Origin of the sequence: Streptomyces sp. SA15 (genome assembly GCF_002291145.1) — a bacterium.
GTDB lineage: Bacteria > Actinomycetota > Actinomycetes > Streptomycetales > Streptomycetaceae > Streptomyces.
Map to the genome: position 1 here is coordinate 124,426 of NZ_NTGE01000040.1, position 13,951 is coordinate 138,376.

Below are 13,951 nucleotides of genomic sequence, written 5' to 3' on the forward strand. Positions count from 1 at the left end.
CCTTCTAGCGGCCGACGTCGGCGAGGGCGCCGGTGACGGCGGTGACGAGTTGGTTGACGGTGTCGCTCGCGTCGGTGCCGGCAAGGTAGAAGCCGAAGAGCGCGACGACGACGGCCGCACCGGCGCCGACCGCGCGGAAGCGCAGCAGCAGCGCGACGCCGACGGCGAGCAACAGAACGAGCGAGATGGTGATGTCCACGGAGCCTCCGGGCGGGGTCAGCGGGTGCCGGCGCGGTAAGTGCGCGCGGCGCGGTTGTAGATCCAGCGGCCGACGCGTATGCGCTTGCCGGTGGCGTGGCAGCGGCGGCAGTCCTTGCCGCGCTTGGGCTTGCCCTTGCGGTCGGTCTTGAGTTCGTGGCCCATGCCGTCGCACTTGCGGCAGTCCCCGAACGGGCTCAGCCCGCAGGTCGGCCGCTACGTGCTAGCGACCTGATCAGGGGCGGTTTTGGTCGCTAGCAGGGTTGCTACCGGTAGCGACGTCTGCCGCTACCGGTAGCAGGCTGCGGGGACCTATCCGGCGTCCCGCTTCTTGTTGCGCTCCGTAATCACGGTGGCGATGTCGTCGCGCTTGATGCCGCGCTTGTTGACCTGTTCGCCGTCGATGCGCCGGCTGATCTGCACCGTGCCGATACCGAACGGCTTGAGCGCGGCGGTGAGCGCTTCGGCCTTGGGCTTGGGCTCCAGTTCGGCCCACGGGCCGTAGACCTCCGGGCGCAGGTCGGCAAGCCGGTCCACGACCGTTTCCGACCACACCTTGGCCTCGCCCTTGCCGAGCACGGCAGCGACGTCGTCAAGGATCGTCGCGGACGTCTCCGGCGCCGGGACCTCGCCGACCGCGTCACCGGACAGCGTGCCCTCTGCTTCCCGCAGCGCGGCGGCGCGGGTCAGGATGCGGTCGGCGTCGCGGCCGTCGGCGAGGTAGGTGCGCACGATCCCGGAGTCGTCGGACATGCCCTTGAGCAGACCCACACCCTTGTGGGACTTCAGCAGCTTGGACGCGTCCAACCCCTCCGAGTACGACCCGGCACCGAGGATGGTGTCCGACACCTGGTAGGCGCCGACCCGCAGGGCGAACCGGGCCTGATGCTGGTCACGCAGCTCCGAGGGGCACGCCTTGTCGTCCGGCTTCTGCGTCGCGGTCATCACAGAGACACCGACCGCCGGGGCGACCCGGGCGAGGTAGACCATCAGGGACAGGATTTCCTTGCCGTGCTCGGGGTGGGTCAAGTACTCCTGCACCTCGTCCACCACGAACAGGGTCAGGGGCATGTTCAGCTCCTTGTCCCGGCTGATCTCCGGGGTGAGCTTGCCCTCCGGGCAGACGTGCAGCGGCAGTTCGGACAGCCGGTGGTACCGGTCTTCGACGTCCGCCTTGAGTTCCCGCAGCGAGGTCAACAGGTGCTGCACCGGGTCGAACCCGTTCTTCGGCACGATGCCGAACCCGATGCGGTGGGCGACCTTGGCGAACGTGCGCCAGTCCGGCGACGCCTTGCCGTCGAACACGTACAGCCTGACGTACGGGTCCAACGCGGCGGCGAGGGCGATCGTGCGAGCGGAGAACGTCTTGCCCTGACGCGGCACGGCGCCTACCAGCAGCGACAGCCACAACATGGTGGCCATAACCGGGTTGCCGCGTTCGTCCACGCCCCACGGGAACGGCTTCCAGAAGTCCACCCGCGTCGCCCCCAGCAGCGGCGACTTGCCCGACGGGACGGCGAGCGGGTCACGGTCGGCGATCCAGTACGACACCCGCCGCCCGCTCGTCTCGTCCTTGTCCAGGAAGAGCTGAGTCGGGGCGATGTCCATGCCGGAGGCGAGACGGGCATGAGCCTTCATCGCGTCCTCGAACGTCTTGCCGTACGGCAGATCCACGACCACACGCCACCCGTCGCCGTCCCGGCCGATCGGGCGCGGGAAGGCGATCGTCTGATCCTTGGTGGTCAGCCCAGACGCCTCGTGTGCGCGGATGACGATGTCAGAGGACAGCTTGCGCTTGCGGAACGTCACCTTGGCCATGTCGATGAGCGGCCGGTCCGCCGGCGCCCCGACCACACCGAGAGTGGTGGTCAGCGTTGCCACGGCCAGCATGAGCAGCCACGACGGCGCCATGACGTACAGGGTCAGCGCGGCGGCCAGACCGACGAAACCAGCGACCGTCGCCACGATCCCCCGCAGCCGGACGCGGTCGTTGCGCTGCCGCGACAGCTTCAGGTACTCCGCCGCGTCCTCGTTGGCCACGGAGGCGAGCCGCAGCGTCTTGCCCTCCGCGTCGAACACCCACCGGCGGATCGCGGTCGACCACCGCCACGCGCCGCGCGGCGAGTACATGCAGATCTTCGGCGTGTAGACCAGCGGCAGGCGCACGGCGTGGTAGCCGACCACAGCCGAGTAGTGCCGAATGGCCCACTTGCGGACGGCCTTGCGCTGGTCAGGGAGCTTCACCCAGTCCGGCAGCACCGGCAGACGGGCCTTGTCCTTGGCCTCCATCCATTCCGCGACCGAGGGCGGGTAGACCTCGCGTGGCGGGTCGACCGGGGCCCCCTCGCTCAGCCCGTCGGCCTCCGGGTCGTCGGTGTCGGGGAGTTCGGCCTCCCACTCCCCCGGCTTCACCACACCGGCCGGCGTAGCCGGGTCGGTGGGGTCGGTCTTCTTCTTCAGCGGGAACGGCACGATGTCGGCCGTCGGCTGTTCGGTGGCCTCCGGGCCCCCGGTGGGCGGGAAGGCGGTGGTTTCCGTCACGATGTACGCACTCCTTCGGAGTCGAAGGGTCCGGCCGACTTGCTGTGGAAGGTGGGCGGCCGGGCCTGGGTTCGATCGTGAGGCCGCGGAAGGGCCGTAACTATCACGACTTCGTGATAGCTCTGGCCAGAGCCTCACTTCTTGTATTCGTCGTGCTGTTGTGCTCAGGCGGCGCGTTGCTTCTCGGGATAGGCGCAGGTCACGCACGTTCCGAGCGTGGGTGGGATGACGTATCCGGCGTCCCGGCCGCACTCGGGGCAGCGGCGGCGGGCGGCATTGGCCTTGGCGAGCGCCGCCCACCTCGCCGGAGTCATCGGCCGCACGGGGCGGGCGAGGTCGACGCGGTACAGGTACGCGGTCAGCGGTTCGCGCCGACGGCGCGGCCTCAGGATCTGTGCCGCCACGTCCTGACCACCCGGCCGCAATCCCCGCTTGCGGAGTTGGCGGCGGGTGGCCAAGTCGTCGGGGGCGTAGCGCCACGGGTAGGTGGGGATGCCGAAGCGCTCGCCGTCCGGGTCGAAGCAGTCGGCGAGGGTCAGCCTGCTCACGCGGCTTCAGCGCCGTCGGCAGCGCGCTCAGCGAGGATCGTGTCCCGCAGCATCCGCGCGTTCGCCGGCGAGGTGTGGATCTCGCGGCGGATACCCTCCGCAGTGATCCGACTGTCCGGCCAATCGGCGGTCGCGGTGCGGGCCTCAGCGAGCAACTGATCTGCCGTGCGCTTCGGTCGGGGCGACCGGGCCACGTCGGGAACGCGACCGGTTGCCCGACGGGATCGGGGGGAGTCGACCGCCACCGCCCGCCGCCCGGCCGGGTCGACCGGCGAGGCGATCGCCGGGACAGGCTTGAAGGGAAGACTCGGCTTCATGAAGTCGACCGCCACCGGATCGGGTGCGGGCAAGCGGGTCAGCACCACCGACGGCGCCGGGGTCGATTCCCGCAGGTCAGCCATAGACCGATTCCTCATGGTCTCGGTAGATTCCTCCGCATTTGCGTCCGCGTCGGGAGCCGGGGCGAGGGCGGGGGCCGTGCCACCGAACATCGACGCGAGCGCGGCATCCGCACCGGCGGTGATCCGGTCGCGCTGGACATCCAGCAGCCTCGATCCGAGCGCCGCGTCCCCGATTCCGACCTTGCGGGCCAGGCGCCACGACGTCCGCTCAGACCGCTTCCGCACCCGGTCGACCGGGTGCTGAGCGGCGCGGGCGCGGTGATAGGCGAGGGCCTGCACGATGTCGGCGGTGCGCCGCTCGTTCTCCGCGTCGCGGCCGTCGGTGTGGACGACGATGCGCCGGGCGAGGAACGCCATGCCCTCAGCCGAGACGGACATGCCCATCGGGGTCAGGGCGTAGATGACGGTGCGGCCAGCATCCGGCGCGGCCATGGCACCCATGACGGCGGCGGCGGCCGGCAGTGCCCACAGCCCGATCCGTACGACCCGCGGCGAGGACTGCCCCAACATGGTCAGACCCAGCAGAACGAGCGCGAGAACGGCCGTTGCGCCCTCGCCAGCGGCGAGGGCTCCCAGCGCGGTGCCCTTGCCGTAGGCGTGCCCGATGTTGCTGTAGGTGCCGATACCGCCGATCACGCCCGTGGCGAGCATCGGCACGAACGCGGCCGTGAGTACGCCGATCTGAACCTTCGTCAGAGGCTTGCGAGTCTCGCTCATGCCGCTTCCCCCGTCCCCGACCGGTAGCCGCGAGCGGCACGCAGGAACGGCACCGTACGGGTCAGCGCGTCGGCGTACAGGGCGTCCCAACCGGCGATCTCGTCACCGGCCTCCGCCTCCGACCGCAGGTCGGCGAGGATGTCACGGGCCGCGTCCTCGCGGGCGGCACGGTCGTCGTCCGTCTCGTACTCCAGCGGGCCCCGGAAGAGGTCGACATCGATACCGAGCGCCAGTTCCGCGAACTCGATGTCGCCGTGGGCTTCCTGGCCGGCGACGAAGGTGCGCATACGCATGGCGGATCTCTCCTTGAACGTCGGGATGGCGCGGGGCGGTCGGCCGTCCTGTCCGGGAGTGCGACCGCCCCGCGAGGGGTGAGGTAGAGGGCTAGCTGATCTGCACGTGGCCGCTGGTCACCCGGCGGCGGACGTTCAGGTGACCGGCGCCGGTGACGCGGACGCTGCCGGAGGTGGCGTTCACGGACAGACGGCCCGTGGCCTGCGAGGTCGCGGCCATGCGGACACTGCCGGAGGTGAGGTTCAGCCGGGCGTCGTGGCCGCTGTAGGCGCCGACGTTGACGTTGCCGGACGTGAGGTTGATGTCCAGCGGGCCGCTCACCTCGCCGACGATGACGCTGCCGCTGGTGACCGTGGCTTCCAGGTCACCGACGCGCTCAGCCGTCAGCATCCCGGAGGTTCCGTCGTACTCCAGCCGGGCCAGCGTGCCCGTGACGACGGTGTTCGCGCTCTTCGTGCTGATCGCGGCCACCGACCGCGCGGGCAGGTGGATAACGGCACTGATCGGCGTCACCGCGTCCCCGGCCGGGCCGGTGGCGGTGACCTCGCGGCCGTTGACGAACACCTTGCCGCCACCGTGGCCGGTGACGTGGACATTGCCGTTGATGATCTGCACGCCACTGCCGCCGGAGAACGTCATGGTGCTGCCGCCCATGCGGATGGTGGTGCTGCCACTCATGCCGCCGGCGACATCGGAGACGCGGACCCTGAGGTTCTGCCCGTTCAGGCTGACCGTGGTGTCACGGATCGCGTCGGCCGACGGGCCGGAAGTGGCCTCCGTCGTCAGCACCATGCGGGCCTGCTTCAGCGCCGGGTCAACGACGACGCGGATACTGCCGGCGTCCATCGTCAGATCCAGGGCGATCGGGCCGATGACGTCCACGGGGATGATGCGCTCGGTCATGAACTACTTCTCCTGACTGCGTCGGGATTGGGAGATCCGGCGCGGCGGGCTGTCCTGTCCGGGAGTGCCGCCACGACCGGAGGTGAGGGCCAACGCCACACGTCGCGGCGGGCCAAGTGACCCCGGGCGGAAGTCGATTCCGCGCCCTCACGGCTGGTTACCGGGGCCGACGGTCGTCACCCGGCCGTCACGGGGACGGGGGCAAGCCCCGTCGATCTCAAAGCACTCTGTTGAGTTCTCAAGGAACGAACGCTGCCTTCGTACTCACCCCTGCGGGCTTTCCTCCGGGCGGTGCAGTACCTGTTTTACAGGTACTGCATAGGTGGCCGTCAAGTACAGCGGCGGAACCTCTTTGGCTTTGCGCCGGGACTTCTTGGCGCACCATCAGAATCGCCGCAGTTCAGGGGAGTTGGTCACCCCATACATGGACAGCCCAGGGAGTTCTGACTACGGTCAAGAGGTCCCTAGATGTCCCACCGGGGGGTGCAGATGTCCAACGAGCGTTTGCGTTCGGCCCTGTTGGCACGCGGCATGAGCGTGCAGGACCTGGCCGACGAGATCGCGGTCAACCCGAAGACGGTCGAACGTTGGATCACGCAAGGCAAGGTGCCGTATCGCCGACACCAGTACGCCACCGCCGCAGCACTCAAGGTCGATGTCACCACGCTGTGGGACGACGGCCGCACGCTGGAGAGCGCGACAGACCTGACCAAGGCGGAGATTGTGGCCGTCTACCCGCACCGCCACACGGTGCCGCCGAACCTGTGGCGTGAGATGTACGCGCGAGCCGAGAGGAACCTTGACGTTCTCGTCTACTCCGGGCTCTTCCTGTCGGAGGACCCCCTGTTCATCGACCTTCTGAAGAAGAAGGTCGAGGGGACCACTCAAGTGCGCATCCTGCTCGGGGACCCGGACTGCGAGGCCGTTCGGCAGCGCGGCATAGACGAGGGGCACCGGATCATGGACGGCAAGATTCGGAACGCGTTGGTGAACTACCGGCCGCTCTTCAAGAGCCACCCTGAGATCAGCGTCCGGCTGCATGCCACGACGCTCTACAACTCCATCTACCGGTCCGATGACGAGATGCTCGTCAACCCCCACGTCTACGGCATCGGTGCCTACATGGCCCCCGTCTTCCACCTGCGTCGCATGCCGGGCGGCGGACTGTTCGACACGTACGCGAATAGCATCGAACAGACCTGGGGAGGCGCTCGCCAGGTTACGGACCGCGACGTCACGGGAGCCTGACCATGGGACGCATTGACTACCTGCACGACCCTGACGCACCGCCGGCCAACTCGGTCGTGCCCTCCGTCGTGGCGTTCGTTCAGAACGATGCGGGGCAGGTGCTCATGATTCAGCGGTCTGACAACGGGCGTTGGGCGCTGCCCGGCGGCGGGCACGACGTAGGCGAGTCCATCAGCGACACCGTGGTGCGCGAGGTCTGGGAAGAGACGGGCATCAAGGCCGAAGTCATCGACATGTCCGGGATCTACACCGACCCCGGACACGTGATGCGGTACGACGACGGCGAGGTCCGCCAACAGTTCAGCATCTGCTTCCGTGCCCGTCCGGTCGGCGGTGAGCTGCGTACGAGCAATGAGACGACGCAGGTCCGTTGGGTGGACCCGACGGACCTGCCGAAACTCGACGTCCACCCCACGATGCGGCTGCGTATCGAGCACGCCATGGACCGGACGCGGGCAACCCCCTACATCGGCTGACGCTTGGCGACGGCGACCCGTTCGAGGACGCGCGCCGTGCTTGCGCAGATCTCCGGCTCAGCGCGGCGGATGAACGTACCGATCAGACTGTCCGGCCCGTAGCGGCCGGCGATCTCGTTGACCCGGTCCACAGGGTTCGTCGGTACGCCGTCCGGCGTTGTGTTCATGTCGCAGTAGCAGAGCGCGTCATTCAGGTGCGCGCTCTCGCGGGGGAACTCGCCCTCCAGCTCTGCACGGAGTCCCCGGGCCTCAGCCTCCATCCATGCACAGGAATGGTGGGCAACGAGGTTCACGACCCGTTCGTCCGCGCGGGCGATGTCGCGGAGGTAGCGCGCGCCATCGAGCGGGTGAAATCCGGTCTTGGCGAGGTCTGGCGAGTAGCCGATGTCGTGCAGGACGGCAGCGGCTTCCAGTAGCTCCGCGTCCTGTCCGAGGATGGGCGCGATGGTGCGCGCCCTCTCCGCGACCCCGAGCGAGTGCTTCCAGCGGCGCGGTAGCGGCTCCGCAAGCAGGGACTCAGCCAGGGGATAGGCCCACTCTGTCAGCTCCGACAAGCTAGGAACGCTCCTCTCGAATCGGCACGGCACGGACCGTCCGCACCCTGCCCTGTCCTCCACTCGCGAGCACGCCGGCGGCCTCCAACTTGTCGAGAGCCTTGGTCACGGTCGGGCGCGAGACCCCGAACCGCTCGGCCAGAACTGACGCACTGGGGAACGCTGCCCCGACTTCCAGTCGCTCATCCACGATGACGTCCGCGATGCGCTCTTCCAGCGGTCGGCGGTCAGTCCGCTCGCCTGCCCGTACGACACGCCACCGGCCACCCGGCACCGGTTCCGCGACACCGTCCTTGTGGAGAGCTGCGAACGCGCGGAGAGCGACCCCGCGCGAGATCTTGTATTCGCTCATGAGATCAGCAGCAGACGGAAGCTCCGTCATGTCCGGGTTCGTCTCGACTCGCGCCTTCACGGCATCGGCGATCTTCAGGAAGGTTCCCCGAGGACTGGCCTGCTGCGACACCCGTTCTCCCTCTCTGCTCACCCGTCGTCGCCCTCAAGAGTCGCACGTTCGGCCGCGGCAGCGGATAGGCGCGTATGAGTCCGCACGCCAGCACGCTGACCCGTCACTGCACCGCTCGTTGTCCTGGTCTTTGTCCAGCGCAGCGACGGCCGCCACCGTTCACAGCCGTACGCGCACCTGATCTGCCCCGCGAACCCCTACGAACGCCCCCCGGACGGCCGCGCGGACAGATGGCGAGCGAGCGCTGCAGGCGACCGACAGTCAGTCCCTTACCTCACCATGACCAGCCGAGAATTCGCTGCCGTCACGAGACAGCACACAGCAGGGAACCGGCGGCACAGGACTACCTGAACGATCTGCAAGATCTAGGCAGAGAGAAGCCTGGGTTCCTCCTCTCCTGAATTGAACAACCGAGACGGGCGCAACCTTACTTGCTGGTTGCGCCCGTCTCGTTTTCCGCTGTCACGCCGCTCAGGCCACCGCTTGGAGCCAGTAGGGTGAGGGCGCACTGACCTTGCCGTCTATTTCTTGAATCCCTTTTTCGGCCGCTGGACTAGGCGAGGCCGACGGGCTTCCTTTTCTGTGCTAGGCGGCGGGGTATGAGTCAACTCGTCATCAGGAAGCCACTCCGGCCCCGAGTCGGGTACCGTGAAGACCACTGAGCGAACCAAGCTGCTAAGGACAGCCCTACCTTCGCTAGTACGCAAGAGGTCTAGTCTCGTGCCATCAGCGTAAGACATACGGAACCACTCCCTCGCGCCCCTAGGCTCGATAGCGTCTACCAGAGCCTCTACGAATGAGTGTGCTTCAAATAGGTTCAGCGTTGTGGCATCGTAGGGGATGACTCCCTTTAGCCAGTTGTAATAGGAGCGGCGATAGCCACCAGCCAGGTCAGCCGCTTTAGCGGGGGTTACACCTAGCCAGGACGCCAGTTCACTTATGGCAGCCAAGGCCCTATTCTGAGGTGCGCCAACTTCGGGTTGACCTCCCTGCGAACCTGCCGGGGCAATTCGACGAGTAATTTCACGGCGGGTTAGCTCGTATATCTCGGCAGTCCCGTAAGTCCAAACGTAAGGTGCCGCGCGGCCGCCTCGCTCGGATGGGGTCAGTCGACGAGCGACAATCTCTGCCAGCAGCGACTGCGCCTCCGACTGGCGTTCTTGAGTGCTCCCGATTGATGCGACAAGCGCTTCAAGGAAAAAAGCGAGGTCGCTTCGAATACTCTCAGATGGGATAATCGCCTCGTCGGCGGAAATAGAAGTACTGGGCTTTACTGAGATCAGCGGGGTTGCATCGATCGACCAATCCCGTGCATAACTTTCCAAAACATCGGAAACGGTGCTCACGAATCCTCCTCGCCCAAGTATTTGCGAAGCGCTTCCGAGGTGCCCATCTCAAATGCACGCAGGGAGAGCTTGTGGAGCGATTCGACGATTCCCAAGATCTCGGAAGCATCAAACTTTAGTGACCCAGTTCGCGAACAGTCGTTATCCAGAACATAAGTCATGGATTCACCATGACCGGAAGCCTGAAAACCGTGGCGCATAACGAGAGTATTGCCGTCCGGGGCAGTAACCTCGAACACCTGCATAGCCGCCTTGAGGGAACTCCCAAGACTGCTGTAAAGCTTCTCCTGGTAAATTACTTCTCCGATGCACTCCTTCCAATCTTGCGGGCTCTCTACATTCGGGTAGCCGATTTGATTGACAAATCGAAGGCCGACGCGATGACGCAGGGACGGAGAGATGTTTTCGCCGACTGCCTGGATCAGCATCCCTAGTCTCTGCTTGAATTTCTCCCACCCTTCGTAAGCAGTCGTCTCGATGGCAAAATGGTCTGGCTGAATATTGACAATCCATCCCCCATCGGAGGAACGGAGCTGCCATCCGCGCATCGCGGGCGTTTGGGAAGCGGTCAATCCGAAACTCTGACCCAGGGCGACGTTTACGCCCTGAGTCACACTTTCGTTAAGTTCCGTTTGCCAGTCCAGCGAGTCCTTGATCCGCAGTGCTCGGGCTGCATCGCTGGCCGCATATTCAGTTTCGTGACGCACCTGACACACGACGAGGGCAAGCGGGGGGTTGTCGAGTCGGCGGTCCTTGGGTTCGTCTGTCAACCAGCTCATGCCCACCCCGATCCTGTGGCGCTCACTTGACCTACCAGCTAGTAACTTTCACAAACTTGCACACCTTGACTGTGGCGCCTACTGCGCCCAACTGTCAACCAGAAGTGCGTTACACTGCGTGAGTTTTTTCCTTAAATGCTCACTCGTTGCTAAACCTACTGTGAGGGGTGTCAAGCGGCGTGAGCTTGCGGTACTCGCCCACTGACAGTTCGTCCAGGCGTTCAAATCGGGGCCCGATGATGGTCAGCCCGCCGCCCTCGGCCGCTACCCCCTCCCGAAGGTGATCAACCGTCTCTCTCCACCACTGTTGAACCTCTTCGCTCGGGGTGGAATCGTCGGAGAGCAGCACGATCGCCACCCGCTTGGGATCCAAGCGGCTGTCGACTTCGACTGCCCACTCACTGATCTCGGCGTCTACACGGTCCGCGAGGCCTCTCTGATCTCTGCGTAGTTCACCCAGGCGTCTGCGCGTCGGTTTCAGCACATGATCGATGAACGGCCGTCCCATGGCTGGACGTTGTCTCTGTCTCGCCAGTGCCTGCCCAACGATCTGCTGATCGCGTTCGGTGGCCCAGCCTCGCAATCTCTCCTGGCCAGCTACCCAACTCTTCTCCACTGGATACTCAATGCGAAGGTCTGCCACCCAGAGTCCCGCCCTGATCTCAGCTAGCAGGGGTACGTGGAGCAGATAACCGAACCTGTTGTTCTTGATCAGCTTCTGGTCGCCGGGCTCAGCGTCAGACATGTCGACGATCGGGGCTACCTGTACGAACGGTTTCCTAGGTACAGGCGCGTCTTGTTCGGCGAGATCGCATGTTCCTGTGGTCACCAGAGCCCATGGTGGGAGATCATCAGGGTCCACCATCACCGGCATCGCCACCTCGAAGTCGTCCGCGTAGCTTTTGCTCGTGCGGGTGACGGGGGCGAATGGGGCTCCGTGGAAGACGAAGTCTGGACAGGCGATGACGTCGCCTTGCGTAAACGGGTCGAGCGCCTCCAGGACCCCCTGCGGCCAGTCTTCGCGTGACGCCGGCATCCCATCATCGACGAAGCTGCCCAACGCGCCTCCCCAGTGACCACTTGTGCTGTGGGCGCCCAATCGGCGACTCCTGGGCCGACAAGACGTTGAATATAACGATAGATGAGACGGTGCGTCGGGTTGGGCCGTATGACTGAACGAAGCGAGCGTGGTCGCTCGGTCCGACCCGACGCTATGCGTGTAGCACATCCCTACGCATCAGAAGGTTGCAGGTTCGAATCCGCCCTGTTCGGCACCGTTCGTTGTCCTGGTCTTTGTCCAGTGCGCTGACGGCCGCCACCGTTCACCGCCGTACGCACACCCCCTCTGACCTGCCCCGCGAACCCCTGCGAACGCCCCCGGACAGCCACACGGACAGTTGGAAAGCGTGTTGGGGGCAACCCCTCACGAGTTCGAATCTCGTATCCTCCGCAGCCGCCTGACCAGGCGAAACGAAGAGCTGGACCGCTCGTAGCGGTCTGGCTCTTCGGCATGCCTTGGTTGCAGTTTCGCTTGCATTTATACGCGACGTTTAGGACATTTCATCAAGCAGGAAGGGTGCACGCTCACGTCCTTAGGGCGACCGGCGCAGACTGCGGGGAGCCACACCAGCTGACGGGATACGTCACGACGGTTACCGGCCACCAGGACCCACACGATGAGTGGCCGTCCTCAACGGCGTAGACGAAGAGGCAGTCGCCGCCCTGAGCCGCCAGCAGGCGTTGCGCCCTGAGGAGCTTTGACGCCGAACGCAGTCATGCCCCCGCATCCGTCGATGCCTTGTTCACCCATCACGGGTTGGCCTGCGGCGACTCTGGTCTCGGCGGATCCACGCGGATCTGTCCATGGTCCCGGGACGATGTCGCGGTCATGGCCCGATCACCCGGACCTTGCTGCCGCACAGCCGGGTCATGTCATCGACATCCGACGTGAGGATGGCGACCGGGCCAGGCTGACGCAAGGCCGCTTCCGCGACGGTGGCGTCGATCGCGTACTTGTGTCCGTGCAGACCGGCGTCCTTGAGCAGTTGGGCCGCCGCCTTGGCCGCTGCCTCCGTGATCGGCTCCACCTTGACCCGGGAGAGCGCCCATTGCAGTCGGGACAGGTTCACCCTGGCGTGGCTCACCTCCACGATGGTGTTGGCGCTGACGACAAGGTCCGCTCCCATGTCGTGGAACACCTGGAACATCGCCAGAACCTTCCGGTCCTGCGCCACCCAGGCCGACAGCCCCTCGCTGTCCAGGACGACGGTCTCAATGTGCCGGCTCACGCGGCGCTCGCGCCGCCGGCGGCCGACGTCGTACCGAAGATCCGCGCCCGCGCCTCGGCCAGCTCTTCCTCAGTGAAGGCCCCGTGTTCGTCTGTGTGGCTGCGCAGGTCGGCCCCCAGGAGCTGGTGCCGGATCTGCCTGGCGACCGCTTCGGCCACGTAGCCGGAGATATTGTCCGTGATCTTCTTCAGCTCCGCCACCTGCTCGGTGGGGAGTGTCACCGTGATGCGTGTGGTGTCAGCCATAGCCGCAAGCATACTGCGGTATGCGCGCTACGTGCTGTCTGTTCCCCGCAGTCGGTCCGTCAGCGGCAGTCGGGGCGACTGTCCGTTCGAGCAGGGGCTCAGCTGGACAGTTGTACGACGCGCCAGTTCAGCGGGCCCAGTAGCGGTATGCCTCGATCCATTGCCAGCCCTCGGGGGCGGGTTCCGGCAGCGGCAGGTCCAGAAGCCGGTGAGCTGGGCTCATCCTCGCCGTAGGCGTCGACGGTGGCCTCTTCGATCAACACCTCCAGCACGGCTGGGGCCCAGGTGCTCATGGCCTCACCGTGCGCTGCACCGTACGGTTGAGGACCGGTGTGTTCAGCAGCGGCGGCGTATCCGTCCTGGCGCCGTAGCCAGCAGTCAAGCCAAGGCTCGCGGTTGCCGGCGTGTGACGTTGCCTGGTGGGGTTCGGTAACTGCACCCCGAAGCACGAAGGCGGTGCGACTGCAGGCCGGCGGCCAAGATCAGCATCAGGAGGGGGCTCGACCTACATCGCAGCACGTCCACCTCCACCGCATGCTGCCGGAGCGTTCTGCTTCAGTGCGATAGAAGCCGCTGACGGATCAGTACTGACCATCCACGTCCGCCTTACCAGGCCGTTTCATCTCGCACGCCAGGGGTCGGACCGCTTGCGCGGTCCGACCCCTGGCGTGGCGCTCAGCCTCCAGCGACCGGCCCTCAGTCCCATCGCCTCGCAAACTCAGCTCCTCCCAGAAGGTCGCCGGTCCGCACGATCGGATCATCGATCCCCATGGCCTCCATCACGTCGGCGACAGAGGCTACGTACTTTCCCTTGACCTTCGAGACACGGCAGGGGAACCGGTTCGCTCTCACCAGTCCAGGCGCCTTCGCTGCGTCAACCCCGAGGAGTTCTGCCACCTTGCGCAGAGGCATGGGCTCGGCCAGCCACTGCGACAGTCGCCTTGCGCTCG

Annotated in this window: 16 protein-coding genes; 2 read left to right on the forward strand and 14 right to left on the reverse strand. The window is 65.9% G+C overall.

Annotation, left to right across the window (positions count from 1 at the left end):
• Positions 1-4 precede the first annotated feature (4 nt).
• The 7 genes from CLM62_RS06925 to CLM62_RS06955 all read right to left on the reverse strand — a co-directional run bounded on the left by CLM62_RS06925 (position 5) and on the right by CLM62_RS06955 (position 5,602).
• Positions 5-199: a hypothetical protein gene (locus CLM62_RS06925; RefSeq protein ID WP_095748958.1), complete on the reverse strand. Its 195-nt coding sequence runs from the start codon at positions 197-199 to the stop codon at positions 5-7.
• 17 nt (positions 200-216) lie between these two features.
• Positions 217-363, reverse strand: a complete 147-nt coding sequence (locus CLM62_RS06930) for a hypothetical protein (protein ID WP_257003697.1) — start codon at positions 361-363, stop codon at positions 217-219.
• Between the two features lie 147 nt (positions 364-510).
• Positions 511-2,739: a cell division protein FtsK gene (locus CLM62_RS06935; RefSeq protein ID WP_095748960.1), complete on the reverse strand. Its 2,229-nt coding sequence runs from the start codon at positions 2,737-2,739 to the stop codon at positions 511-513.
• A gap of 164 nt (positions 2,740-2,903) precedes the next feature.
• Positions 2,904-3,287, reverse strand: coding sequence for an RRQRL motif-containing zinc-binding protein (locus CLM62_RS06940; RefSeq protein ID WP_095748961.1), 384 nt, complete (start codon positions 3,285-3,287; stop codon positions 2,904-2,906).
• Positions 3,284-4,405 (reverse strand): conjugal transfer protein, encoded by a 1,122-nt coding sequence (locus tag CLM62_RS06945; RefSeq protein ID WP_095748962.1) that lies wholly within the window; start codon positions 4,403-4,405, stop codon positions 3,284-3,286. Before CLM62_RS06945 ends, CLM62_RS06940 begins: the two co-directional genes overlap by 4 nt.
• A complete protein-coding gene (locus CLM62_RS06950) occupies positions 4,402-4,692 on the reverse strand; it encodes a hypothetical protein (protein ID WP_095749039.1) in 291 nt (96 codons plus the stop codon). Before CLM62_RS06950 ends, CLM62_RS06945 begins: the two co-directional genes overlap by 4 nt.
• A gap of 97 nt (positions 4,693-4,789) precedes the next feature.
• Positions 4,790-5,602: a DUF4097 family beta strand repeat-containing protein gene (locus CLM62_RS06955; protein ID WP_095748963.1), complete on the reverse strand. Its 813-nt coding sequence runs from the start codon at positions 5,600-5,602 to the stop codon at positions 4,790-4,792.
• A gap of 489 nt (positions 5,603-6,091) precedes the next feature.
• On the opposite strand from CLM62_RS06955, the gene CLM62_RS06960 reads away from it, so the two are divergent.
• Both CLM62_RS06960 and CLM62_RS06965 read left to right on the forward strand, forming a co-directional pair.
• Positions 6,092-6,850 carry a helix-turn-helix domain-containing protein gene (locus tag CLM62_RS06960; RefSeq protein ID WP_095749040.1) on the forward strand — a complete coding sequence of 253 codons (759 nt, stop codon included), beginning with the start codon at positions 6,092-6,094 and terminating at the stop codon, positions 6,848-6,850.
• A gap of 2 nt (positions 6,851-6,852) precedes the next feature.
• Positions 6,853-7,326: an NUDIX domain-containing protein gene (locus tag CLM62_RS06965; protein ID WP_095748964.1), complete on the forward strand. Its 474-nt coding sequence runs from the start codon at positions 6,853-6,855 to the stop codon at positions 7,324-7,326.
• Here the strand turns inward: CLM62_RS06965 and CLM62_RS06970 are convergent.
• From CLM62_RS06970 to CLM62_RS07005, 7 genes are all read right to left on the reverse strand, one after another.
• The gene (locus tag CLM62_RS06970; protein ID WP_095748965.1) at positions 7,314-7,880 is read right to left on the reverse strand and encodes an HD domain-containing protein; all 567 of its coding nucleotides are present in this window, start codon (positions 7,878-7,880) and stop codon (positions 7,314-7,316) included. The genes CLM62_RS06965 and CLM62_RS06970 overlap by 13 nt on opposite strands.
• Before the next feature lies 1 nt (position 7,881).
• Positions 7,882-8,343: a GntR family transcriptional regulator gene (locus CLM62_RS06975; RefSeq protein ID WP_095748966.1), complete on the reverse strand. Its 462-nt coding sequence runs from the start codon at positions 8,341-8,343 to the stop codon at positions 7,882-7,884.
• 1,342 nt (positions 8,344-9,685) lie between these two features.
• A complete protein-coding gene (locus CLM62_RS06980) occupies positions 9,686-10,468 on the reverse strand; it encodes a TIGR04255 family protein (protein WP_095748967.1) in 783 nt (260 codons plus the stop codon).
• Positions 10,469-10,607: 139 nt separating this feature from the next.
• Complete coding sequence (locus CLM62_RS06985; protein ID WP_095748968.1) at positions 10,608-11,528, reverse strand: hypothetical protein; 921 nt, start codon at positions 11,526-11,528, stop codon at positions 10,608-10,610.
• 826 nt (positions 11,529-12,354) lie between these two features.
• Entirely contained in the window at positions 12,355-12,756 is a 402-nt protein-coding gene (locus CLM62_RS06990; protein ID WP_095748969.1) for a PIN domain-containing protein, read from the reverse strand.
• On the reverse strand, positions 12,753-13,001 hold the full coding sequence (locus CLM62_RS06995; RefSeq protein ID WP_095748970.1) for a hypothetical protein: 249 nt from the start codon (positions 12,999-13,001) through the stop codon (positions 12,753-12,755). Before CLM62_RS06995 ends, CLM62_RS06990 begins: the two co-directional genes overlap by 4 nt.
• A 696-nt stretch (positions 13,002-13,697) precedes the next feature.
• Positions 13,698-13,898, reverse strand: a complete 201-nt coding sequence (locus CLM62_RS07005) for a hypothetical protein (protein WP_143658959.1) — start codon at positions 13,896-13,898, stop codon at positions 13,698-13,700.
• Positions 13,899-13,951 lie beyond the last annotated feature (53 nt).